21 protein-coding genes, 1 pseudogene and 1 riboswitch are annotated in these 25,500 nt (G+C 39.5%); of the genes and pseudogenes, 8 read left to right on the top strand and 14 right to left on the bottom strand.

Annotated features, from left to right (window positions below; genetic code table 11):
- Positions 1-18: 18 nt before the first annotated feature.
- The 6 genes from AM592_RS21345 to AM592_RS21320 all read right to left on the bottom strand — a co-directional run bounded on the left by AM592_RS21345 (position 19) and on the right by AM592_RS21320 (position 6,128).
- Positions 19-828: a lipid II flippase Amj gene (locus tag AM592_RS21345; protein WP_053605641.1), complete on the bottom strand. Its 810-nt coding sequence runs from the start codon at positions 826-828 to the stop codon at positions 19-21.
- A gap of 505 nt (positions 829-1,333) precedes the next feature.
- Complete coding sequence (locus tag AM592_RS21340; RefSeq protein WP_053605640.1) at positions 1,334-1,756, bottom strand: pyridoxamine 5'-phosphate oxidase family protein; 423 nt, start codon at positions 1,754-1,756, stop codon at positions 1,334-1,336.
- A gap of 222 nt (positions 1,757-1,978) precedes the next feature.
- Positions 1,979-2,848: an SDR family oxidoreductase gene (locus AM592_RS21335; RefSeq protein ID WP_053605639.1), complete on the bottom strand. Its 870-nt coding sequence runs from the start codon at positions 2,846-2,848 to the stop codon at positions 1,979-1,981.
- Between the two features lie 141 nt (positions 2,849-2,989).
- Positions 2,990-3,763: a glutamate racemase gene (murI, locus tag AM592_RS21330; protein WP_053605638.1), complete on the bottom strand. Its 774-nt coding sequence runs from the start codon at positions 3,761-3,763 to the stop codon at positions 2,990-2,992.
- Between the two features lie 213 nt (positions 3,764-3,976).
- Positions 3,977-4,942, bottom strand: a complete 966-nt coding sequence (locus AM592_RS21325) for an ATP-grasp domain-containing protein (RefSeq protein WP_053605637.1) — start codon at positions 4,940-4,942, stop codon at positions 3,977-3,979.
- A gap of 106 nt (positions 4,943-5,048) precedes the next feature.
- Positions 5,049-5,154: riboswitch (SAM riboswitch) on the bottom strand.
- 299 nt (positions 5,155-5,453) lie between these two features.
- Complete coding sequence (locus AM592_RS21320; protein ID WP_053605636.1) at positions 5,454-6,128, bottom strand: DUF421 domain-containing protein; 675 nt, start codon at positions 6,126-6,128, stop codon at positions 5,454-5,456.
- 137 nt (positions 6,129-6,265) lie between these two features.
- Between AM592_RS21320 and AM592_RS21315 the strand changes: the two genes are divergently transcribed.
- Both AM592_RS21315 and AM592_RS21310 read left to right on the top strand, forming a co-directional pair.
- The gene (locus AM592_RS21315) at positions 6,266-7,381 is read left to right on the top strand and encodes an NAD(P)/FAD-dependent oxidoreductase (protein WP_098945345.1); all 1,116 of its coding nucleotides are present in this window, start codon (positions 6,266-6,268) and stop codon (positions 7,379-7,381) included.
- A 37-nt stretch (positions 7,382-7,418) separates the two neighbouring features.
- Positions 7,419-8,249, top strand: coding sequence for an aldo/keto reductase (locus tag AM592_RS21310; protein WP_053605635.1), 831 nt, complete (start codon positions 7,419-7,421; stop codon positions 8,247-8,249).
- A 46-nt stretch (positions 8,250-8,295) separates the two neighbouring features.
- On the opposite strand, the gene AM592_RS21305 is transcribed toward AM592_RS21310, so the two are convergent.
- The 4 genes from AM592_RS21305 to AM592_RS21290 all read right to left on the bottom strand — a co-directional run bounded on the left by AM592_RS21305 (position 8,296) and on the right by AM592_RS21290 (position 11,775).
- Entirely contained in the window at positions 8,296-9,168 is an 873-nt protein-coding gene (locus AM592_RS21305) for a M15 family metallopeptidase (protein ID WP_053605634.1), read from the bottom strand.
- A gap of 156 nt (positions 9,169-9,324) precedes the next feature.
- Complete coding sequence (locus AM592_RS21300) at positions 9,325-10,098, bottom strand: Cof-type HAD-IIB family hydrolase (protein WP_082364282.1); 774 nt, start codon at positions 10,096-10,098, stop codon at positions 9,325-9,327.
- A gap of 91 nt (positions 10,099-10,189) precedes the next feature.
- Positions 10,190-11,203, bottom strand: coding sequence for an ureidoglycolate dehydrogenase (gene allD / locus AM592_RS21295; RefSeq protein WP_053605633.1), 1,014 nt, complete (start codon positions 11,201-11,203; stop codon positions 10,190-10,192).
- 251 nt (positions 11,204-11,454) lie between these two features.
- Positions 11,455-11,775: a DUF3139 domain-containing protein gene (locus tag AM592_RS21290; RefSeq protein ID WP_053605632.1), complete on the bottom strand. Its 321-nt coding sequence runs from the start codon at positions 11,773-11,775 to the stop codon at positions 11,455-11,457.
- 166 nt (positions 11,776-11,941) lie between these two features.
- Here AM592_RS21290 and AM592_RS24250 point away from each other — a divergent pair, with 166 nt between their 5' ends.
- Positions 11,942-12,097, top strand: coding sequence for a hypothetical protein (locus AM592_RS24250; protein WP_098945271.1), 156 nt, complete (start codon positions 11,942-11,944; stop codon positions 12,095-12,097).
- Positions 12,098-12,218: 121 nt separating this feature from the next.
- Here AM592_RS24250 and AM592_RS21285 read toward each other — a convergent pair whose 3' ends face one another.
- The 4 genes from AM592_RS21285 to AM592_RS21270 all read right to left on the bottom strand — a co-directional run bounded on the left by AM592_RS21285 (position 12,219) and on the right by AM592_RS21270 (position 20,212).
- Positions 12,219-12,671: a DinB family protein gene (locus AM592_RS21285; RefSeq protein WP_053605631.1), complete on the bottom strand. Its 453-nt coding sequence runs from the start codon at positions 12,669-12,671 to the stop codon at positions 12,219-12,221.
- Positions 12,672-12,834: 163 nt separating this feature from the next.
- Positions 12,835-13,224: a 3-hydroxyacyl-ACP dehydratase FabZ family protein gene (locus AM592_RS21280; RefSeq protein ID WP_053605630.1), complete on the bottom strand. Its 390-nt coding sequence runs from the start codon at positions 13,222-13,224 to the stop codon at positions 12,835-12,837.
- Between the two features lie 123 nt (positions 13,225-13,347).
- A complete protein-coding gene (locus AM592_RS21275; RefSeq protein ID WP_053605629.1) occupies positions 13,348-19,050 on the bottom strand; it encodes a lamin tail domain-containing metallophosphoesterase family protein in 5,703 nt (1,900 codons plus the stop codon).
- 205 nt (positions 19,051-19,255) lie between these two features.
- On the bottom strand, positions 19,256-20,212 hold the full coding sequence (locus AM592_RS21270; RefSeq protein ID WP_053605628.1) for a magnesium transporter CorA family protein: 957 nt from the start codon (positions 20,210-20,212) through the stop codon (positions 19,256-19,258).
- 175 nt (positions 20,213-20,387) lie between these two features.
- On the opposite strand from AM592_RS21270, the gene AM592_RS21265 reads away from it, so the two are divergent.
- The 5 genes and pseudogenes from AM592_RS21265 to AM592_RS23595 all read left to right on the top strand — a co-directional run.
- On the top strand, positions 20,388-21,680 hold the full coding sequence (locus AM592_RS21265) for a hemolysin family protein (RefSeq protein WP_053605627.1): 1,293 nt from the start codon (positions 20,388-20,390) through the stop codon (positions 21,678-21,680).
- A gap of 112 nt (positions 21,681-21,792) precedes the next feature.
- Positions 21,793-22,644: a glycosyltransferase family 8 protein gene (locus AM592_RS21260; protein ID WP_053605626.1), complete on the top strand. Its 852-nt coding sequence runs from the start codon at positions 21,793-21,795 to the stop codon at positions 22,642-22,644.
- A 70-nt stretch (positions 22,645-22,714) separates the two neighbouring features.
- Entirely contained in the window at positions 22,715-23,353 is a 639-nt protein-coding gene (locus AM592_RS21255) for a DUF421 domain-containing protein (protein WP_053605625.1), read from the top strand.
- A gap of 171 nt (positions 23,354-23,524) precedes the next feature.
- Positions 23,525-24,889: an aspartate kinase gene (locus tag AM592_RS21250; RefSeq protein ID WP_053605624.1), complete on the top strand. Its 1,365-nt coding sequence runs from the start codon at positions 23,525-23,527 to the stop codon at positions 24,887-24,889.
- 229 nt (positions 24,890-25,118) lie between these two features.
- Positions 25,119-25,319: pseudogene (locus AM592_RS23595) on the top strand (MFS transporter); the annotation flags it as partial.
- Positions 25,320-25,500 lie beyond the last annotated feature (181 nt).

Raw genomic sequence — 25,500 nt, 5'->3', positions numbered from 1 at the left:
TTTCTTTACTGGCAGTAATTAAAGCCATTTCGTCATCCAAGCGATATAATAGGCAGCCGGTATGAATAAAACTTGAGCCAAAATGGTTCCGCAGACCCTTGAGAACACTAAGGTAACCGAAGTCCATTTTAAATACTTGTAGTTTATCTTGCCTTTTGAAACACCATCAGCAAGCACGGAAATCTTGGGATCGACAAACAGCGCCAACAAAATCGTGGCTACCCCGTTAACAAGGCCTGATGCCGTAACAGCTGTCGTTGACCTTTCAGGAGCAAGCAGTCCCGCGTAAAGAGCCGAGAGAACACCAATTGTGTAGATAGATGTAATGAGCATATTTAAGACAAAAAGCCGCTTCGGAATGAGCCGGAAATGAAATCCTTTAAAATAATGAGCTGAAGGCAGCTTTATGTACCTACGAACATGCGCAAACCATTTATTAGAAATTCCTTTACGAAAGAAATTGAGGACTGAACCGTTTTCTTCTGATAAATGGAGTATAGCCCTCGAAAATGCAGCGATAAACGTAGGCAGCAAAATCATTCCTATAATCGATCCTGCCGTTGATCCAAAGATCAGCACGCGAAATTGTTCACTGACCACAACCAGGGCATTTTCTCCTGAATGATCAATAATCCCTCCTGTAAATGGCTGCTGCAACATATTCGACATCCGCGAAACAGTGACCATAACATTAAACAGCGATAAAGCCGAAGCAATCAAGCCTATTCTAGCCCCGGCAAGACGTGTAGTATAAGCAAGCGTTTCGACCGAATGAATGAGCAATAAAAAAAAGAAAATAATGATTACGTTTGTAGTTATAAACTCCATGGGGAAACCTCCTTGTTCCTTCATTAGACTAATTCAAGTTCGGCATGGTTTCATTTTTTTATTTATGAAAGTGGAGCCTCGGATTCTATCCTTAAATAAGGTTTCTCCAAACTGATTTTTTCAGTACAAACACGCAAAAGCGCCTGACAGCAAAGTCAGGCGCACATTACATCTTATTCTTTAAGCAAATCTTATTTATCATTATCCCACTTATCCAGTGAGAGTCTTGGATAGCATTTCGTTCCGTAAAATCCTATACGAAAGTAAACTTCATGGAAATTCTTGAAAAAACAAGACAACGAAAGCCCTACCTCTCAATCGTCCTTGCGGCTCCGAAGCCGCGCCAGTTTGAATTGTGAAACAAAAAGTCTTTTTTCTAATCATTTAGGGGCAGATTAGAAAACAAAGAATAAGGTTTAAATAGAAAAAAGCAGTTTACTTTCTCATTTGCTTCTGTTTTCTAAGTGTAAATCATAGCATAAATTTCCAATGAACGCAAGTTTTTTTATAGCTCCAGAGTTTGCGGAGTATTTTCATTGGCATTCATCAACCGGATGTTTGTCGGCTTGATTTCCAAAACGACAAGATTCGGATCATCTTTTCCGTCGAACCATCTTTCCAGCTTTTCGCTCCAAATTTTATCCTTAAGCTCTTTGCTGGAATTAAATTTTGCAATTCCTGAAAATTCAACATACGCATCGCCAAAACCATTGTCATCGTAACCGAGAAGCACATGGACGTTAGGGTTTGCCTCGATTTCTTCAGCTTTATGCGTATCTTCGCTTGTTGGAGTAAATAACGTTAAACCCTCGTTAAAAAACGTCATGTACCTTGAATGAGGCTTGCCATCTATAACCGTAGCCAGTGATCCTACCTTATGATTCTCCAGTACATCCAATACTTTTTGTTTAATCTGTTCTTGAGTCAATTTTTAGCCACTCCTTTGTATTGTCTCCATAGTTATTTATTTTCCACCAAGGTTCGAAATTTAAACGGCAAAAATTTAACGGATAGGCAAAATAGTAAAAAACTGCGTGAGGAAGGGCGATGTTAGGCTGGTTATAAGCGATCTTAGGCCGATATGCGCAATCTTTCCTTTTTAAAAAGAAAAAAAGGACGGGAAATCCATCCCATCCTCTCTCGCTAATCCTTACGTGGAAATAAAGTCGCCGCCGTTGACATGAATCGTTTGCCCAGTCATATAAGAGCCTTCATTTGATGCCAATAATAGATAGGCTCCGATGTGTTCTACGGGCTGACCCGCTCTGCCCATTGGCGTATTTTTCCCGAATGATTCTACTGTTTCTTCCGGGAATGTAGCTGGGATCAATGGTGTCCAAATCGGTCCCGGTGCTACCGCATTTACGCGGATTCCGTCCTTTACAATCTGTTGGGAAAGTGATCTTGTTAAACCGTTGATTGCTCCTTTTGTGCTGGTGTAATCAATCAGGGACGGATTTCCACGATAAGGATTAATTGATGTTGTATTGATAATCGCGCTTCCAGGCTTCATATAATCTAAAGCTTTTTTTATAAAGTAAACAAAGGAAAAGAAGTTTGTTCGGAACGTTCTCTCCAGCTGCTCACTGGAAATCTCTTTAATGCTGTCTTTCGGATGCTGCTCTGCAACATTGTTGACAAGAATGTCCAGCTTTCCAAGTTCACTCACTGTTTTTTCCACAGCTTCGTTGCAGAATTCCTCACTGCCAACGTCCCCTGGAATAAGCAAGCATCTTACGCCTTCTTTTTCGATTCTCGCTTTTGTCTCTTCTGCGTCATCATGTTCATCTAAATAGACAATCGCAATATCTGCGCCTTCTTTTGCATAAGCGATGGATACCGCACGTCCGATTCCGCTGTCGCCCCCTGTGATTAAAGCGACCTTGTCTTTTAATTTTCCTGTTCCTATATGATTCTCGTCTTCATAAACAGGTGTTGGATTCATATCACTTTCAATTCCAGGTTGCCTGTTTTGTTCTTGTGCAGGCTGTCCGCTTGGAAAACGTGTTAAATTATTCATTTTGAATTCCTCCTATTTATGTGATTACGTAATACACTATTCCTCAGGAAAATTCTTATTAAACATGTGAAGTGTTTTGAAAAACGACAAACAGCCGGACGCTTCTCTAAAAGTGCCCGGCTGTGCATCAAATAAGGCTTATCATTCATGGTTTTGAATGAATGTAAGCGCCTTTTCCATTTTCCTTATGTAATCTGGATTTTGACTTGAACAAAGAAATTTTGTGTCTGCATTTCCGTCTGCATGCAATTGTCCGGCTTCACTTAATATAACCGCTAATCGATGAACAGTTCCAACGCTTCCATCAACGATTTGAATGTGGTTTGGCAAAATACTTCGTAAAACGTGTTTATAAAACGGATAATGGGTGCATCCCAGAACAACTGTGCCATAGTTGTTTAGATCAAACGATGAAAGTTTTTCTGTAAAATAATCAATCACTTCTTGGCTCTCAAAGTTTAATCGCTCACATAACTCAACTAACTCCGGCAGCGGCAGGGAATCTACAAGACGCTGATCATCGATTCGAGATACCAGCTGTGTATATTTTGATTGCTTCAGTGTTAGCGGAGTAGCAAAAACGAGTACTCTTTTTCCGGCAGATCGGCTTATTTCCAAAGCAGGTTTAACCGCCGGCTCCATGCCGATAATCGGAAAATCATATGTGTTTCTTAATTCAGAAACTGCGATACTCGTTGCTGTATTACACGCGATAACAAGAGCTTTTACCTCTTCCTCTCGGATCGTTTCTACAGATTGTTTCACATATTCTTTTACGTCTGCCTTTGATTTAGTCCCATATGGAACATGAAGGGTATCGGCAAAAAAAACAAAATCCTCCCTAGGAAGCTGCTTCATTGCCTCGTGAAGCACTGTAATTCCGCCAATTCCCGAATCAAAAAAAGCTATTTTCATATTGTATTCACCTTGTATTTAAAAATTGTTTTTTGAAATTGATATAAATTATTATACATGATATCAAGCAAGGCGAACATCGTACGTTATAAATTGGAAATCCTTCGTTAAAAAGTTCGGAAAGTTGTTGGACTTAAATAGAGAATGAGAGTTAAGGTCTCGTAGAGTAAACTGCTTCTTAGGATAGAAAATAAACCGCCGGAAATTGGCGGTTTATTTTGATAATGCATAAGGGTGATAAAAATATGGTATTTCCAATTCTCTTTTTAAATAGTTTGCCAGCTCCAGCATTCCGTAAACATTTGCCGCTTTTTCAGCATCGGCATTGTAGTTCGTGTTTGTATTAATATCATAGGTATATAGATTCCCATCCTTGTCTTTAATAAATTCGATACCTGCTACAAGGATTTGCTGCTGCTGCAGGAAGTTTTCATATTTTTCAATAATCGTTTCATGAAAATTAGCAAGGATTTGAAAACTCGGTTTCGAAACCGCTTCTCCATCTGCCGGGCAGATTTGATCGCCAATCTGGCAAGCATCGGCCGGGCAAAGCTCAAATCCTCCAGACGTATCAACCTTTACAGCATATAAGAATTTCCCGCCGATAAATTCGCACCTTATAATTGACTGATCAGGGGATTCAATATACTCCTGAACGAGAGTAATTCCATCAATCGGCTCTTCAAAACCTGAACTATAAACATAGTCTTCTAAAGCCTCAATCGAATGAAAAAGCTGGACGCCCAATCCTTTCCCCGCACGATTATGCTTTGTAATAAAAGATGTCTTGTTTAAATATTTCGCCGCTTTAATAATCTCTTCTTTCCCGGCAGCGGCTATTGTCTCAGGGGTACGGATTCCATCTCGACTTAATGCGGCGTATTGAGCCGCTTTGCTTAATTCAAGTTTTAAAGCCATGCTCCCGTTTATAACCTTCCTATCATGCGCTTCAAGCCAATCGAGTACTGTTGCAGTGAATTCAGGCGCAAATCGGTTGCCTCTCGTATGGGAAGACGCGCTCATTCGGCTGTAAAAAACGCCTTCAGGGGGCTCTTCTGTCAAGTCAATTGAGCCTTCATTTAAATTCCACACTTCATATGGAAGCTTCAGTTCGTCCAAACGCTTTGTTAAATGTAACGTCCATTCATCATTTTCATGAATCACGTAAATTTTGCCCATACTGATCCCTCCATGATTTTTCTTTTCCCCTCATTAAAAAAACAAACAGCCTCTTCTTTAAACTGCATAAGAAGAGGCTGTGAATATCTAAATATTCAATTACCTATTCTTATCACTCAAGCTATTGCTTGCAGGAATTAGCACAGTACTTATCATGTAAGTCCGCTGCCGAAGCTTCACAGGGCCAGTCCCTCCGCTTCTCAAGATAAGAAGAATTCATATTTAACTGATAGGGTTAGTAACATTAAGATACCATGATACTTTCATGAAATCAACACAGAATTAATTTTTATCCCTTATCGAATAATAAAGTAAAACTTCAATCAGTGGTTCTAGTGAAGGTGCCCGCACAAGACGCCTGAGTAATTAGCCTTCTTACATTCATCCCCACTGATTGTGAGTTGAAGCCAATCCTAGCTTTTATGGGCAGTTATCCCCGCCTAGGATTGTACGTTTTCACTCATAACCTTGAGATGGGGGTCTTACTGCCCGTTAATGCGAGATAATGCCTCTAACTGCGCTGAATATGAAGCCCTCTGATTTCATGCCACTCTGAGTAAAGAACCTCTTTGTAATCATGAATATTTTCAGCTTCCAATTGTTTTTTCAGCCAATCCTCATCAAATCCAGCCTCCGTTAAATTGTTTTTGACTAACTCACCATCAAGGATTAATGTGATCGGCAAAGAAACTGGTTTATATTTGATATCAAAATCCTGTTTTGTCAGCGGAGAATTGGGATGCTTCGGCAATACACTAACTGAACCGTCCGTTTCTAAGAGCGCGTACTCAACTTCCGTTATTGAAAAATATCCTTTTTCACGGACTAACGTCTGAAGCTGGTTGATATCCAATTTATTTATTTTTAAAGCCTGGTAATCAATTTTCCCCTTACCGATAACTATCGCTGGCTGTCCTTCCAACAGCCCCCTTAGCCCTTTAAACTTTTGCGATAATAGTTCTATTATATAAATTAAAATTCCCCATACGGCTACTGCAAATAATATTTCCCAGACACTCACATTTTCATCAAAAATCGCATTTCCAACCATTTCTCCAAGTATTAGTGCTGATATAAAATCAAACGGTGTGATTTGTGCAAACTGGGTTTTTCCTAATATCTTCGTCACAAGAAATAAAGCAAAAAATCCAATAATAAGTTCAGTGGTTATATGTAGATAATCCATAATACACCCCCTAAAATATGTCTTTCATCATTGTTAACAAGTAAGTAACAGTTTAAACGGATTTAATTTATTTGAACTGGATGGCTTAAGATATGTATGATGGTAATGTAAATGGAAAAATGAAAAGGATGTTTTCGGTGAACAAATGTATTGTTATAGGAGCGGGAGTGCTTGGCTCTGTTACCGCTTATAAATTAGCCAAATCCGGTGCAGAAGTTACTGTGATCGACCGCAAGGATAAAGGCCAAGCTACTGACGCAGCTGCAGGTATCGTATGCCCCTGGCTGTCACAGCGGCGCAACAAAGCATGGTATCAATTGGCGAAAGGAGGCGCAAAGTATTACCCCAGCTTAATTGCTGAATTAGAAGCTGACGGAGAAACAGATACAGGCTATGCAAAAGTTGGTGCGCTAAGCATTCATACGGATGAAAAGAAATTATCCGAAATGATAAAACGTGCTGAAAAACGACGAGAGGATGCGCCTGAAATTGGCGGCATCACTCTGCTTTCTTCCGATGAAGCAAAAGCTAAGTTTCCTCCGTTAGCTGACGGTTACGGAGCAGTTTATGTGAGTGGGGCTGCCAGAGTCGATGGACGTCGTCTGAGAAATGCTCTAAACTTGGCTTCAAAAAAGCGGGGAGTCCATTTTATCAATGGTGAGGCATCACTGTATATTGGACATGACAATAAGGCTGGCGTCCGGGTTGACAATGAGATAATAAAAGCAGATAAAATCATCGTTACTGCCGGCGCTTGGGCAGAGAAACTTCTAAGGCCGCTTGGAGTCAATTTTTTGGTTTCTTCGCAAAAAGCACAGATCGTCCACCTTGAATCCCCGAATGCAAAAACAGAAAATTGGCCTGTCGTTATGCCTCCAAATGACCAATACCTGCTTTCCTTCGAAAATGGCAGGATTATTGCCGGAGCTACCCATGAGAATGATGTCGGCTTCGATCACAGAGTAACAGCCGGCGGGCTGCGGGAGATTTTTGATAAGGCACTAGCAGTGGCACCAGGTCTGGACGATAGCACGCTTGTTGAAACCAGAGTCGGCTTTCGCCCATTCACACCAGGATTTTTGCCTGTCATCGGCAATTTGCCAAACTTCCCAAATGTTTTGGCTGCAAACGGCTTAGGTGCTTCTGGACTTACGATGGGACCGTACATAGGATCACAGCTTGCAAAGCTTGCATTGAACGAACCGACTGATATTGACCTTTCTCCTTACGATTTGGCCGGCGCCATCGGGTAAGCAGAAATGATTCGAAACAAAAGAAGGAGTGGTACCAATGGACGTACTTTTAAATAATGGCGTAAAAATGCCCCAGCTTGGTTTAGGGGTTTATAAAGCAGAAGAAGGAACAGAAGTGATTCGTGCAGTAAAAAAAGCACTTGAAGTCGGGTACCGGTCGATTGATACAGCCGCAGTCTATAAAAATGAAGCAGGTGTCGGTCAAGCGATTAAGGAGTCTGGTCTCCCGCGTGAGGAACTTTTTATCACTACCAAGGTGTGGAATAGTGATCAAGGATATGAGCAAACATTACAAGCTTTTGAAACAAGTTTAAATAAGCTGCAGCTTGATTATATTGACCTGTATCTCATTCATTGGCCGATGCCGAAGAGCGACAAGTACATAGAAACGTACCGTGCCTTAGAAAAGCTTTATGAGGATGGGCGGATCCGTGCGATCGGAATCTCCAATTTTAAAATCCCCCATTTGGAACGCGTATTAAAGGAATGCAGCATAAAACCCGCTGTCAATCAAGTGGAATGCCATCCATTCTTCAGCCAAAATGAATTGAAATCATTTTGCAGGGAACATGATATCTTCATTGAAGCGTGGAGCCCGATTATGAGAGGAGGAGAGTTGCTCAACCACCCAGTCATTCAATCTCTCTGCGAAAAGCACAAGAAATCTCCTGCACAAATTATTATTCGCTGGCATATTCAAAACGATGTAATTGTCATTCCAAAATCGGTCACTCCATCGAGAATCGAAGAGAACTTTAACGTGTTTGATTTTTCTCTCGATGATGAGGATTTAGCACATATTGATGAGTTAGATAAAAACGAACGACAATACCGTGATCCTGATGAGATGCATTTAACTGAAATATAATGTCTTATCACAGTCAATCCCCCGGGATCCTTCCCGGGGGTTTGTGTTAGAATTTACGTTTGTCTCCATAGAATTCTTCTAATGTCTGACCGCTTGCAGCTACTTCTTCAGCAACTTTTTCCCCTACGTAGCGCAGGTGCCATGGTTCGTAGATAATACCGGTGACATCTTCTTTTCCTTTAGGATAGCGGATGATAAACCCATATTGAGATGCATGTTCAGCAACCCACTTTCCTTCCGGTGTATCACCAAAGCTTTGATCTAGGCCATATCCTTCAGCGGGACTTGAAATATCCATGGCCAGCCCGGTTTGATGGTCACTTTGGCCAGGTATGGCGACGGAATCCTTCGCTTTTTTCTCGCCGTCTTTTTGAATCGCATTGTTTAAAATTTCTTCTTGTCGCTTATACGAACGATAGCCTGAAACAGCGAAAAGATCATGTCCATTTTCTTTAGCGGCTTTAAACAGCTGCTCTAAAGCGCCGGCAGCTTCCTTCCTCATATATCTCTTTTCAATATCCTCAGCAAATGAAAATTTCACATTGGGCTTAACGAGATCTTTCGGTTCATAATCTGAAGGAAGCACATTTTTTTGATTGACCATCGCTTCAACATTCTCCGGATTTTGAATCGTCGCAACTTCTGATTCCTGTCTCTCGCCTGTTTCTGGTTTATTTGTTTCTGTATTTGTTTCTGGATCTTGATTGCCGCCTTCTTTATTGTGATCCTTATGCTCTGTTTTATTTTGATCCTTGTTCTCTTCCCCTTGCGACGATTGGTCAGCAGAGGACGAATCCTTTGCTTTTGGCTCTGCTGCCTCCTGTTTTTCTCCGTCCTTTGTATTCTCATCAGCTGAATTGCCGCAAGCCCCGAGAATAAACAATGCTCCCAGAGAAAAAATGGTCAGCCATACCTTCATTTTAGTCACTCCTGATTTTTGTTCTTTATTCCCAATATTATTCTATCACTCAAGATGGGATTGGTAAAATGATGAGAAATTTCAGCTTTTCCCCGTATGAAATGAAAGTTATGGTCATTTATTCAAATAAAAAAAGAGCGCTTGGCCCTTTTTAAATTAAACAGATGATCGCTTTGGATTCAACACCCAATGTCTGATGGCTTTAGCTACTCCATCTTCCACGTTAGTATCTGTGACCCAATCGGCTGTTTCCTTCACGATGTCTTGTGCATTTCCCATAGCTACACCGATTCCTGCTTCTGATATCATGGCAATATCATTTAAGCTGTCTCCCATAGCAATTACGTTATCCATTGTAAGCCCAAGGCGTTCAGTAACCTTTACTAACGCAGCGGCTTTATTAATCCCGACTGCATTTACTTCAATATTTGTCGGGCTGGAATTTGATATTTCCAATCCAGTATTTTTTCTAAGCTCTTCTAATACTTTTTCGCGAATTTCGTCATCTTCAATATCAAAACCGAACTTGAGCCATTCGTGTTTCGTAACGTCTTCGGGGATCTCATCTCTCCATACCTTATCTACACTCGCGGCCCAAAAACTCGTATTATGGGTATTTCTTAAATTGAGCATTTGCTCGATATGATCACAGCCTAGCAGCTGGCGCTCAACGAGAACAAAATCCGAATCCCAGATTTCACTTCCGTTCGTTGTAATCACATAAGATGAAAGTTTAAGCGGCTCAACTAGCTTTTTGCAAGTCATAATTGTACGCCCAGTACTAATGACCACATGAATCCCCTGTTTTATTGCCTCGGAAATTGCTTGCTTGTTTCCTTCCGAAATGTCATTTTCATGATTTAAAAGAGTCCCATCCATATCCAATGCAATCAGCTTTAGATCTTTTTCGTTTCCTTTGCTATCTGGCACGTAAAAATTACCTCGCTTATTTTTATTTTGATCCACTTCATATTCTAATACAAGAATGTGTCCCGGGCAAAGGAGTTAGAAGACCCATTTCTTACTTTTGAATAAGATATTGATAAACAGAATCTGTTACAGGAATCCCTTCTTTGCGCCGTGTATTTTCCCGAATCTGTTCAGGTTCTCCCGGGACCATAACTTTATCGAAGCCAGCAGCAGGCGTTATATCATGCAGCTCATTAATCATTTGATCCATATTGGTTAAAAAGCCGGTTACATCGGTAAACACCTTCGGATTGATCGCACAGAAAAAATGCCCCAGATGACGTTTTTTGTTGTAATCGCCATACATAGCCGTGATATGCGGGCCAAATGCAGAGCCGGTTAAAATACCAGACAAAATATCTACGACCATCGCTAAGCCGTAACCTTTTGGTCCTGCAAATGGAAGCAGGGCGGAAACGTTGTCCGCATCTGTTGTCGGCCTTCCGTTTTCATCAACTCCCCAATCGGCTGGGATTGAATGACCTGCTTCACGGGCGTGCAATACTTTTCCAAAAGCTACATTGCTTGTTGCCATATCAAGAATGACGGGCTTATTTTCTTTTGCCGGAAAACCGAAAGCGATTGGATTTGTTCCGAAGTAAGGCTTGGCACCGCCAAATGGCACGACAATTTTGTCCGTATGAGTCATCGCCATACCAATCATATTTTTATCGGCCGCCTGCTGTACAAAATAAGATAACGCTCCACAATGGCTGCTGTTGATGGCCGCCACCATACCGATCCCGTTCTTCTCTGCAAGCTGGATTGCGTATTCCATTGCTTCTTTTGAAATAACATGCCCCATCCCATCGTTACCGTCAAAAATAGCTGAGCAAGGACCTGTTTCTTTAACGGAAAATTGAGGATCGGGATTTAATCCCCCATTCGTTAAACGCTTTACGTAATGCTCCGTACGCAATACGCCATGGGAGCTTACCCCTCTAAGATCAGCATGAACCAAGACATCTGCCACAACCTCGGCATGTTCTTCATTAAGGCCTGCCTCCGTTAATTTTTTGACGACTAATTCTGTTAATTCTTCAAGTGAAACAGTAGTTTCTATCATTTTATTACATCCTTTCATTCTATTAATTAAGTAAATGTAATCCTATTCATCGGGGTTTGTTTCCGCTTTCATTTCAGCTGTTAATTTTTTTCTTTTTTCTCCTCCCTCCCCACAAACTGATTTAGTAAATCGTTTTAGTTCATTATAATCTATATGAAAGCGTTTCACAAATAAATGTTCTATTTACTTTTCTATGATTCTATAAATTTTCATCATCGATTCTCTTAAGACAAAAAGTCGGAAGTCTTACATTATAATACTGGTTCTTTTGCTTTACTTATATCTTCATTTCCGTCATAGACAATTTTACCATCTACTTGTTTATAGAAGTGATGAATGTTGGGAGTATCTTTATAGACCACTCTGACCAATACTCCATAATCTCCACCTTTCGAATTTAATCCTTTAACCTCTTTAATCTCCTCTTTTTTCTTATTTGGATGGTTGATTAAATATTGTTCAGTTTTATCTGCGATTTCATTTGCTTTCGTTTCATAAAAGTGTTTTACAGAATAAATTCCGGCGACAATAATAGCGACTACAACAATTATAGAAATAAACATCTTTTTCATTTGAACCATTCCTCCACTAAAAATCCCAGATATTTCTTAAGTTTTAGTGTAATCCAATAACAAGTGATTGTTAACTACTATTTATTTTCAGTTTACATATACCGGATGCTATATAAGTTTTTTTCTTTCATAATAGGGGAATAAAATAACAAGGGGTGAATCGAAAATGGGAGAAAAAAAGACAGAAAAAGAAAAACTGGCGGAGAATGTGAAAAATGACAACCATGTTGATCCAATTCCAGATGAAGAGGTAAAAGAAAATATGAAAGATGAAAAGAAAAAGCATAAAACAAAGGATCGATCTATCACGAAGCGAAAATAAACTTATTTCGTTTCAATATGGACCTGAGAGAACCATTAATAAATATTACCACTGTCCTTTTTTCAAAGGACATTTTTTAAAGAAAAATAAAGAGATAGCCTAAAGCTACCTCCTAAATTCTTTAGCGGAAAAACGGCACATCTTTTACACCAACCATGCGGGCATACATGAAAAGTTGGCCTTTATGGTGAATTTCGTGATCATACATCGCAGTAAGATATCTCTTTTTCGGTCCCTGGAGCTTCGGGTGCGACGAACTATTTTCAGCTTCTAATTCCGTGTCGGTAAACATCTCGTATGTAGCCTTCGTTTTTTCAGTAAAATCCTTTACAGCTTTTCGTACGTCTGCCATCGTCTCACATTTAGGTATGTCCGGTACAGAAAGTTTTTCCGTCTTGACCATAGAAACGAATACATCATTCCATCCTGCAACGTGCAAGGCAAGCTCGCCAAGCGACATGGCATCGGCCCACGGTTTAAAATCAATATGTTCGTCGTCGATTAATTCTAGCAATTCTTCCAGAACATTGCGGTGCTGGAGCCAATCTTTCATCATTTGCTCTGCTTTGCTCAAATTAATTCCTCCTTATATGGTTTTTCCACTTCTTCTAAGTCTAACAACATTATTATGAATCAACAGCCGTCATTTAGCACATTCGAAAGAAGCGAGAAAATATGAGGTGAATCCAGGGATTCAATCTCCGCTGTTTGTTAGATAAACCAATCGGGCTTTTACATTAATGCGAAATATATATTCCGATATCTGCTTTCGCTATCTTATTGCCATTAACCGATGCTGTCCCCGTGCCAAACAGAAATCCTTTTTTAAACCTGATGACCTCAAAAAATAAGTCGAGTCTGTCTCCAGCATGAACATCACCTTCCCGGCTAGCGTTTTTAATAGAAGATAACAAACCAAGGCTGTTTTCATTATTTTCAGCTGCTGCATATGCACTGAGCTGTGCCAGAGCTTCAATGATCAGTCCAAATGGCATCGTTCCGTTTTGTGAAATGAGAAACCAATCATTATTGGAAATGTATTTATACCCAAGTGCGCTTTTTCCAGGCACTACCTCTACTACCCGATCAATGAATAGAAAAGGATATTGATGCGGAAGTTTGTTCATTTTCGCCTCCGTTTTTCCATTAGTATATCATTTCGTCTTAGGCTAAAGCATTTTAATAGGGGATGTGACTCTGCTTGCATGGAAAAAAAGCAGCAGGTTATTCCCTACTGCCCTTGGATGATGTTATGAAACTTGCTTTCTTTTACGATAACTTAAAATAGCCGCACCAAAAATAATCAAGATCATTCCGAACAAGAGGAATTGATAATTTGCAGTAGCCGTGCTTGGAAGGGATGATGTATCACTGCCACCCTCTCCATTATTTCCGCCATTGTCATTGCCGTCTAAAGGATCTGGAGTATTTCCTCCACCGCTATTGCCATCTGATGGATCTGGATTGTTTCCATCATTATTACTGCCATCTGATGGATTTGGAGTATTTCCGCTATTGTTACTGCCGTCTGATGGATCCGGGTTATTCCCTCCATCGTTTCCATCGTCTGGATCAGGGTTATTATTTTTTCCTTTTGTAAATGTCCAGATGTCTGATGTTGCTTCTCCTGTGTAGTCATCTTCTGCTGTTGCGTACCAATAGTATCCAGCGCCTTCTTTCAGCCCTGTCCACTCCATTTCTGCGACTTCACCGCTTTTCACATTTTCTACTTTTCCGATTTCAGAATCAGTGAACACATTAACGGCAAAGTAATCAGTAGCGACGCGTTTTTCTTTCGGCGTAAGATCAAGATCGATCGTAAATTCGTCCTTTCCTGGATAAATTTCCCGGTCATAGTAATTGTACTTGTCTTTATACGGTGAATATGTATTAACAATGATGCGATTATTATCCTGATCAAAGTGAAGCAGCCTAATATAGCCTTCTCCGCCTTCAGGTCCTGCCTGGTAGTCCGCCAGAATTTGATAAACCTTCCGATCAGGCGTGCCATCTTGATTATCATCAATTTCATCAACGAGCATCTGGCTCTCATGATAATGTCCGCTTAATACAGCTACGACATTTTCATTTGGCAGCACGACTTCGTTATATAGCTTTTCACCAAGCGGATGCCTTGTTCCTGATGCAAGCAAGTATTCATGGAAATTCAAAAAAGCTTTGCGGTCAGGGTAGGCTTTTAACACCTCATTCATCCATTTGATCCCTTCGTCGTCAATCCCCCAGCCCATATAGATCATGATATAGTCGTTGCCGCCTTCTGAAATCAAATCGTAGTGGCCACGGTTGTTTTTGTAGGATTCACCGTAGTACGGCTTGTCTTTAAATCGGTCTTGTCCGAAATATTTATAGTACTCGGTATAATCCAATGTTTTCTGATCAACGTCATGGTTTCCGGCTAAAACGCCATAAGGAATCTTGGCATCATCAAGCACCTTCATCGAACGGTCAGCATTTATCCATTGAGGCTCGTCTAATGAATTATCGACAATGTCTCCCGTATGGAAAACGTACTTGATCTTCATTTTTTCCTGCATGTCTGCAATCCAATTTGTTTGTCTGTCATAGATATATGGATAGCTATCAGAATAATACTGAGTATCAGACATCCATACAAAGGTATAGTCGTATTCATCAGGAGTGCTTGGGATCTCATCCTGAACCAGTACATTTACTTTGCCGTTTGCAACAAAATCTTTAACAGCTACTGTCCCTTTTAATGAAAAATCTTCAGCACCGGCGATTTTAACATCAACAATGTCCCACTTATCCGCTGTATGGTTCCATGCATACATCGTGACCTTTCTACTTTCAAGAGACTTTCCTTGCCAAACCACTTCCACTTTATCATTCTCATCCACTTCTTTATCGACCGCAACATCAAAGCGATGATAAGGAAATTGGGTCGTGGAATCGGTCGTCAAATACTCGCCGTCTAACTCGGATACAAGCGACCTTTTGTTATCAGAAAGCTTTGTCTCTCCATTTGGCGCTTGCGAGTTAGGCGGCTCAGTATCAGCAGAATGTTGATAAATCTCTACATTTCGCTTTTGCTTGGCATCATATTTGAAGCCTTTATAGAAGGTAACATCCAAATCGTCGTTCATCGGGTCAGACGCTTTTACTTTCAGCTTTGGATTTCCATCGATGATCTCCTCGGAATTGTTGCTTGGTCCTATCAATTCCGGTTTTTCCGGATTTTCATTCACGACAGAAAAATGAATGACTTGTTCTGCTGCATTCCCCACATTGTCTTTTGCTGATAGGACTAACTTGTGGCTGCCAGGAGAGAGCTGAGAAGAAGCCGTGTCATACGGCAGCGTGATTTTCTCGCCATCCAGAAGTGCTGTTGTTTCGGCTACGCCCGCAATTTCATCTTGAATCTCTGCATCAATCGTAAACTTCCCTTTAAATTCTTGATTATTCTTTACATTCGGGTGAATGGAAGGCGCCGTATTATCCACATCAATCGTGGATGTGATCTCCTCGTTAGCGTCTTTGACAGAAACGGTATGCTTTCCATCCGCTGCTTTTGTTGTGTCCCATTTCATTGCTTTCGAATTGGCCATTTCCTCTGTTACCGAAAAAGTGAAATTTTCAAATGGACGGTTCGTTCCATCGTCTCCCATATCAAGCACTTTTTCCGGATCACTATGTTTTAAATCATAAATCATTGTACCGTCAGCAAGAATCAAGCGAACGTTTCTTAGATTGTAGTCATCCCGATTTTCTTCAGATTCTAAATCGAATGGTGATGCCTTGTTGCCTGCCCGGATTGTAAGAGTGTTATCTCCTGTTTTTAGCCTGTCCGCTTCAATCGGAACGGTAATCGTTTCCCATTGGGCGATCCAGTCGTCAAAAATATGGAGAATTTCATCTCCCATTGTTACACCGTTTTGAAACCACGTATTGATTCCACTGACTTCAAATGCAAGATAAGCTTCATTTTCAACCGCCGAGTAGGTCTCCTCCGATTGTTTTCCATCAATGAAAAGCTGGACATTTTTTTCTGGCTCTTCCTTTGAGGTACCCTTGATAATCGATTGACCTGATAAAATATCTCCATCTTTTACATTCATGCGAAGGCTGGAATGATCCAGATCATTGGTAACAGCAATTCTGTAGTTGCCGCTTTCTGTTTGATTCGTGCCGTCGGAAACGACAAAATAGTAATCTACATATGTTTTCCCGATAATTTCAGGAGAGTACAAGATATGATGGTAAAATGTATCATTATAGTCCTGGGAGAGAGTTGCTTTCTTATAGTCTTCCTCTCCATCTGTTTTATAAAAGAGATTGACTGTTTTTAATTCTTTGTTGTCCTTGGCTTCAGCTACCAGTTCTATATTCTCCTTCTGATTGACCTTCGTAATTTTTGTCAAATTTTCAACTGAAGGCTTTTCAGTGTCGCTTTCTACCATCACTGGCTGCTTAGGCACTTGGTACGGCTCGATGCGCCCCGGTGTAGCAGATTCTTTACCAGCACTGGCTTTGATAGACTGTGTGGACCCGTCAACAGGATATTTGTAAACGATCCCTTTATCAGGCTGCGTATCATCATTTGTCGTGTCATTGTAGTATCCTACGGAAATCTCTGTTTTGGTATTCGTTGTTATGACAAGCCCTCTCGCGCCGCTGTTCGCCATGCCGCCGCTAAAGACTTTTACAATATCTTTATTTTCCACTAAGTTCGTTCCGTAATTTGCATTAAAATCTGCAACGGTTTTGTCCGCATTTTGACCATTAATAATCCAAAATACAAGTGTTTTACCAGCCGAAATTACTACATCATCCGGAACAGATTCCCAAATGACATCAGACCCTGGATCCGTGCCGTAACGGTATCTAAGCTTGTAATCTTTAAAGTTGATATCCTGATTCGTATTATTGTAGATTTCGATAAATTCGTAGCCGTCTGCTCCGTTTACATTTGCTGTGTCAGGCGTTACTTCTGTCACAAGCATAAGAGGCAGCTTTTGATAATCTACATTCGGTGCCTTAATTGTGACTTGAAACTCGTTTGTCTTAGAAACAATCGTACCGTCTGATGCTTCGATATAATATACAATGTCAGATTCAAGCTGAATTCCCGGTATTTCGGCTGTGAAGGATGAACTTTCTCCCGGAGTCATGGTCAGTGCAGTAAATTCCGTTTCTGATAATTTTTTATAATACAACGTGGCAGAAGGTGCAGCCATATTATCTGTTATTTCCGCTTCGATTGTAAGCGGTGCAAAAGCTTCGGATTCATTTATTGGCTGGTGAGTTATGTTTGGCGCTTCCGTATCGTCAACTTGCTCAGGCAAATCGACAGGAACTTCCGGAACCTGCTCTGATTGGATCACTCCAGGAGATGGATTAGCAAACACCTTCTGCTTGTTCATTTCTGTACCTTGTTTGGGATAGGAATATTGAATAACTTTTCCGCTGTTATCCGATTCGCCATTCAGATAAGCAGCAGAAGACAATTCATTTCCTTGATTATCCTTTATGGCAACAGCTCTATTTCCACCGTTTGCAAACCCGCTAAAACCAGTAAATTCATAAACCTGCTCATTTGTTAAAGACGTTCCGAACTGTTGATTAAAGTCATTCAGCGTTTTTCCGCCATTATTAAACCAAAACACCAATGTTTCCCCCGGGTCAATCGTTTCATCCGGCACTTGCAGCGCTGTTTCTGCTCCTGAATCAGTATATCGATAAACAAAAGCATATTTGTTTAGCTTGAGTGGCTGGTTTGAATTGTTATATAGCTCAAAATACTCATAGTAATCTGTTCCGCCCCCTTTGGAATTCGGTGCGATTTCTGTCAGCAGAAGATAAGGATTAGTGTTGGAACTTGCTTTTTTAACGGTTTGTGTATCATCTATGTTTTTATCTTTCTTTACCAATTCATGATCCTTCTTTTCTTCCTTGCCAGTGTTCTGAATTTCTTTTGTTTCCTCTGCTTTTAGATTGATTTGATGTTTCTCTGTGACCGTCCGAGCATTTTCATCTACTGCCTCAATATAGTATGTAAAATAACCTTCCTGCCATTCACTTTTCGAAAGAACGAATTTATAGTCGGAACCTGTATTCACTGCTTCCATTTTCTCTTTTTTCCATTCTGATTCTGAGTCAGCCTGATAGTAGAAGTAGACAGACGTATCCTTATGATCATCGGCAACGTTTGCCTCAATCGATAAATCGTTTGATCGCTTCCATTCGGAAATCGGCTTGTAGTCAATTGTTGGTTGCTTGTTTTCTCTTTTTGACTGAAGCTTTTCCGGAACCTGATTCTGCTCAGCAGTCCCCGGTGTAGGTGAAGGCTCATTCCCATCCGCCAGCTGATTCATCTCAATTCCCTCAGGAGGATATGCATAGTGAAGATTTGAAGCATTTTTCTTATAGTTGGCGAACAAGAGAGCTTTTCCCTTACTATCTTTTAAAACGATGGAGAAATCAGTTTTGCTATTTAAACCAGGAATTTGTTTATTTGCAGCGATGTCTTCAGAATTTAGTGAGGATTTATAATACGAATTAAAATTCTCTTTTTCTTCGTTATTGGTAAACCAAATCACTTTTGATTTTCCAGGAGAAATGGTTGTTTTGGGAAGAGTCACATTCAAGCCTTCTCCATTCACGCGGTAGGAAAACGTATAATAATCTAAATTCACCGGCTTATCAGAGATGTTATACACTTCGACAAAATCATATTTACCGGTACCCGCGTTTACTTCAGTAATAATAAGAGAAGGCAGATCTTTTAGATCGGCGGCCTGCCTATCTTCAGCTGGTTTCTCCGATTCATTCTTTGTATCTGACTGTGCTTTTTCCTGCGGTTGAATCTCCACTTTTATTTTTTCATTGGCAAAAACAGCTGCAGGCATAAAAAAATTCGACAAAACCATTATTGCCGCGACAGAACAAACAATCCATTTTTTTAATTGTTTCACTATAATCCCTTACCTCCATTTACAAAATTTGTAGAACCAAAGTAAATTTTATAGCTGAAGTTTTAAGGAATATTAAGTGATTAGTAAACTTATTGTAAAATTCGAAAATATTATGAAATAAGTTTAATAAATAAAAAAACTGCCACAAGGGCAGCAATTAAATTAATATGTTCGTTATCTTTAATTTTACGACAGCTTTTCCGATTTAGTCCGAACGCCTTTTCCTCAGAATTTTCTTCTTTTTATCCTTTAGTATATCTCCGGTCCAGCCTTTCTTCACCAAATAAAGATAGATAAGCAAAGTAGATAAAAGAATAAGTACAATCGCAAATAAATAGCCGTATTTGAAAGACAGCTCAGGCATAAATTCAAAGTTCATTCCCCATAACGCTCCTAGTGCTGTCATTGGCGTAAATAGCACTGTAAATATTGTTAATGATTTGACGATTTCATTGCCGCGGTGAGAAGTGATGACCTCTTCTGAATGCATCAGATAACTTAGTTCCTCTTCAAATTCACTTGCAAAAATAAAACCTCTGTCCACTCTCTTGCTTGTTCGAAGGAACGCTTCTTTTTGAGGGCTGTCAATTAAAAAAGTTTCCTCAACCGCCATCAAAATTTTCTTTATCGACATAATCAGGCCTTTCCAAATTAATATCTCATGGCGAAGCACAAGAACTTGATCAACAATACTTTTATTATTGTCAGCATAAATTTGCCATTTCAAATTCTGAAGCCGCATTTCTAAGATATCGATTCCTTCCAAATACCCCTTCAACATCTCCCCTAATATGACCAAAAAGCCTTCGATCGAATCCGGAGCATTTTTGGCTTGGTCATTTACTTGTTTTTGGTCAATCCCTTTAAGAATGGACATATCCAGGTCAACCGTAAACAAATGATCGCGTGTCACATAAAAATGAAACACTGAGTGATCCGCCTCTTCGTGAAGATCTTGTGTGTAATGAAACGATCCATAGACTGCTTCTTTATTCCTTAAAGCAGTATCAATATGTAGTGTATTACGTTTGTTCGGGTCGATCGTCTCATACCAATGCAGGAATTGCGGCATTTGAAACTGCTCGGTTAACTTTTTTCCTTCCTCCTCGGTTTCATTTATCAATTGATACCATACCCAATCCTCACCACGATGTATTTCCATAAATGCTCTCCTCTTTGCTGAATGTTTTTTTTATTTCTTTGCCCAAATTACGATGAAATTAAACAAATAGGTGGTTTCAGCAAAATTTTTTGTGGAAACATACTAAAGGATGGGAACGTTTTTAGGGGAATGAATAGGAGGTGTCGCCTTTCTTATCCAAAGAAAGGCGGTTGATTTGGTTATTATCAAACTAATTTTATTAATAATACTAATTGCCTTAACTGGATTTTTTGTAGCAATGGAGTTTTCGATTGTAAAAGCACGAAAGTCAAGGATTGACCAGTTTGTAGCCCAAAGGGCAAAAGGAGCACTAACAGCAAAGCACGTCATTTCACATATTGATGAGTTTCTTTCTGCTTGCCAATTGGGAATAACGATGACAGCATTAGGACTGGGATGGCTGGGTGAGCCGACTGTTGTATCCCTTTTGCAGCCTCTATTTTTAAAAGCTGGATTAAATGAAGCAATTACACATCTAGTTTCATTTGCAATCGCTTTTTCTCTAGTTACGTTTTTAAATGTCGTCGTTGGAGAACTGGCTCCAAAATCAGCAGCTATTCAAAAAGCGGAACAGATCACGATGCTATTTGCAAAACCGCTCATTTGGTTTTACAAGATTCTCTTTCCTTTCATCTGGTTATTGAATCAATCCGCTCGGCTTATCACCAGATTTTTCGGATTAAAGCTCACGTCAGAGTCTGAATTAGCGTATTCGGAAGAAGAGCTTAGGCATCTTTTATCCGAGAGCTACCAAAGCGGTGAAATTAATAAGAGAGAATTGCAGTACGTCAATAATATTTTTAAATTCGATAATAGGTTGGCAAAAGAAATTATGGTACCCCGGAATGAAATGATTTGTATATCTATTGATGATCCGCTGAATGACATGAAAAAATTCATCAACGACACTCATTTTACACGTTATCCGTTAATAAAAGGGGATAAAGATACAGTGCTTGGCGTGATCAACATTAAGGAAATGATGTTTGCCTTGCTCTCTGGAGATCCCCCTGATAAAAAGCATTTAGAGCCCTATATTCATTCTGTCATCCAAGTTATCGAAACCATTCCTGTCTATGATTTATTGATTCAAATGCAAAAGGCACGTACACCAATGGCCATTCTGTTCGACGAATATGGCGGAACATCCGGTTTAGTGACGATTGAAGATATTCTTGAGGAAATAGTTGGCGAAATTCAAGATGAATTTGACGAAGATGAAATTTCAGATATCCGAAAATTAAAGGATGACCACTATATTTTGAATGCAAAACTATTAATCAACGAAGTAAACGAGCTGCTGGGCATTGATTTATCTAACGAAAATGTTGATACAATCGGGGGATGGATCCTCTCTCAACGTATTGATGCCAAGCCCGGAACCGAAATTAGAGATGAAGGGTACATTTTCAAAGTAAAGGATATTGAAAATCATCACATTTTATTAGTTGAAGTCAAAGCTGCTTAAAGGGCGTCGGTCGAGGGATCCGATGCTCTTTTTGTTTTGAAGATGCTCTTTTTAGAGTTTAATAATCGAAAATCGGGTATATAGAAAATACACAACAAAGGAGAGGATAATCATGACAAATCGAAAAACAATGCATATCGTATCATCCGCAGATGACAATTATGCGCAGCATTTGGGAGTGATGTTTGTATCCTTGCTAAAGAATATGGATAAGACAAGAAAGGTTAAGCTTTACGTCATTGACGGAGGCATTAAAGAGCATAATAAGAAACGATTACAGGAAACAACTTTTAAATTTGGCATACCAATTCAATTTTTAGAAATTGATAAACAACAGTTTGAACATGCTTATGAAAGCAAGCATATTACAAAAGCTGCTTACTATCGGATCTGCATCCCTGAGCTTATTACTGACCCAGATGTAAACAAAGCCATTTACATTGATTGTGACGCCGTGGTCTTGGAGGACATCTCAAAGCTATGGGATTATGATTTTCATCCTTATCCGTGTGCAGCGGTTGAAGATGCAGGACAGCACCATCGATTAGAAAAGATGCAGATTAGCGAAACATCGAAATATTTTAATTCTGGAATGATGATCATTGATTTTGTTCAATGGAGAAAGAAAGATATTTCTAACAAAGTTCTGAATTTCATGAAAGAATCTCCAGAATTAGAATTTCATGATCAAGATGCTTTAAACGCTATTTTACATGACAAATGGCATCAGCTTCATCCAAGGTGGAACGCGCAATCCCACATTATTTTGAAGGAAAAAATTCCCGCATCGCTAATCGACCAGAAAAAGCATATAGAAACCCGGCTGAATCCGGCGATTGTTCATTTTTGCGGACCTGAAAAACCTTGGAACTCACAAACAAAGCATCCATATGCAAAAAAATACTTTGACTATTTGCAGCTGACAAATTGGACGAGTGCTACCGCAATTGCTAATAGCATTTAAAATGACTTCGACACTGTTCAAATGATTGAATAGTGTCTTTTTAAAAGAATTAACACGGAGGTACGAATAAATGTTTGGAGCCATCAGTTTAAAAATAATTATCGGATTAATTACATTATTAATCTGTGTACGTATTTTAGGAAAAAAAGATATGTCACAGGTCACACCTATTGATTTCATTTATGCAATCGTTCTAGGGGGAATTTTAGAGGAATCGCTTTACCAGGATAATGTGAATGTCTTGCATCTTGTTTATGCAATCGCACTCTGGGGAACTCTTATATTTTTATTTGACTTCGCCGTACAAAAAAATGATAGATTCAGAAAGTTTTTAAAGGGAGAGCCTTCCATACTTGTGGAGCATGGGCGAGTGAAGCCGGAAATATTTGAAAAAAACAAGCTGGAGATGGAGCAATTCCGTACGATGCTTCGAGAGCAGGGAATTTTTTCACTTAAGGAAGTCAGGTTTGCGCAATTAGAGCCAAGCGGAAAACTTAGTGTACTACGAAATGATGAAAGAGTTACGGAGCCTTCTTCACTTGTCGTAAATGAGGGCGAGATCATCGAAGACGAATTAAAATGCAAAGGCAAAAACAAAGAATGGCTGATCCGTCTTTTGAAGGAGAACGGCTATACGAAAATGAAAGACATTTATTATGCGGAATGGTCTGAGGAAAACGGCCTCTACGTTGCAAAGAACAATGAGTGAAAGGATGGGAGATGAGATCCCATCTTTTTTTGTTAATTCATTTTATTCAAATAAAGTCCACATCAAAAATACATCTGTTCATTCAGGAAAGAAAACTCTTGATTATTCCCTGAAAAAGAGCGATAATGAAAGATAATTTTAGAATGACACTTTAACTTTAGGAGATGTAACATGAAGGTTGTAAAATTTGGCGGCAGCTCACTAGCTTCAGGACACCAGCTCGAAAAAGTTTTAGATATCGTAGTATCGGATCCTTCTAGAAAGATTGTTGTAGTTTCTGCACCTGGGAAACGATTCGGTCATGACACAAAAGTAACAGATCTATTGATCTCTTGCGCAAAAGCATACTTGCATAAGGGAGAAACTCCAGATATTCTGGATAAAATCATCGAAAGATATTCTTCAATAGCCAATGAAATCGGGTTATCCGAAGAGATAATCCAACAAATCAAAAGCGATTTGATCAGTTTATTAAATGGAGATAAAAAGAATCCCGACAGATATATTGATGCAATCAAGGCTAGCGGTGAGGACAATAATGCAAAGCTCATTGCTGCATTTTTTCGGCATAAGGGAATTGAAGCTACGTACATGAACCCTAAAGATGCCGGTCTTTTTGTAACAGACGAACCTGGATACACACAAGTTTTGCCTGATTCGTACACTAACCTTTACCAATTAAGAAATATTCCCGGTGTCGTAGTTTTCCCTGGCTTTTTCGGATATAACGAAGCAGGCGAAGTCATCACCTTTTCAAGAAGCGGCTCAGATATTACCGGATCAATTCTTGCAAATGGAACAAAAGCAGATCTTTATGAGAATTTTACAGATGTAGATGCAGTTTTTTCAGTCAATCCAACCATTGTTGATCAGCCGAAAGAAATTACAGAATTGACGTATCGGGAAATGCGCGAGCTCTCATACGCCGGATTTAATGTCTTTCATGATGAAGCGTTAATCCCTGCATTCCGAGCTGGCATTCCGGTTAATATTAAAAATACGAATAACCCGTCTGCACCGGGAACTAAGATTGTCAGCCAACGTCAGCTTACAAACGGACCTGTCGTCGGGATCGCGAACGATAATGGATTTTGCAGCATTTACATCAGCAAATACTTAATGAACAAAGAAATCGGATTTGGCAGAAAAGTTTTGCAAATTCTCGAAGATTACGGTTTAACGTATGAACATATTCCATCCGGTATCGATGACATCACGATTATCCTTAAGCAGGACCAAATGGATGAACAGACAGAAATAGCCATCTCTGAACGATTAAAGAATGAGCTTTCTGTAGATGAAGTACTAATCGAACATAACCTTGCTCTTATTATGGTGGTTGGGGAAGCAATGAGGCACAACGTAGGAACGACTGCAAGAGCTTCAAGAGCCCTTTCCGAAGCCAAGGTCAATATCGAAATGATCAATCAAGGCTGTTCTGAAGTCAGTATGATGTTTGCCGTAAAAGAAGCCCAGGAAAAACAATCCGTTAAAGCACTGTACGAAGAATTTTTCTCAAAAGTTCCAGCTTATTAAAACCTCATTTTTTTTGAGGTTTTTTTGTTGTAAGAAAATATACCATAGTCACCATTAATCCCTCAGTTAAACCAAAAAATACAAAATCAGGTTTAAGAGCAATTACGGAGGGGAAAATATTTCATGCCGTAATTTGTAAGCGATCATGCCCATATTTTATCTTTTTATAATTTTTTTATTATTCTAAAGTGTTTTCTTACTAAAGAAATAATGTTTCCATTCAATTAAAGCTTTCTCGGCACAATCGATGGGCTTGTGGTTTATGTCAAACGCTTCAGCCCAAGCAATTAATGCGCAAATTGTAAAGCTCTATACTCCGGAAACGGAATTGATTTATTTTGGAGCGATTGGATTGGTTTCAATTTTACTTGGTTTCTTACTTTTGTTTTTCTCTCCTTTCATACAAACTTTTATGAAAGGCGTACGATAATGGAAAGTCAGCCCCGATTGCATAATGGGGCGGTTTTTTTATTATCCTAAAGAATTGCCAGAAGGATCATTTCAAATAATGTTAGAAAACTCACATATTTTTTATTTTTCTTACTACAAAAAACTAATGAAAAACTTTTTATAAATTTTTACATACAGGGTTCAAACCTATTAGTTAGTGT

Source organism: Bacillus gobiensis (assembly GCF_001278705.1).
Taxonomy (GTDB): Bacteria; Bacillota; Bacilli; order Bacillales; family Bacillaceae; genus Bacillus; species Bacillus gobiensis.
This window is presented reverse-complemented; position numbering and strand designations above follow the sequence as displayed.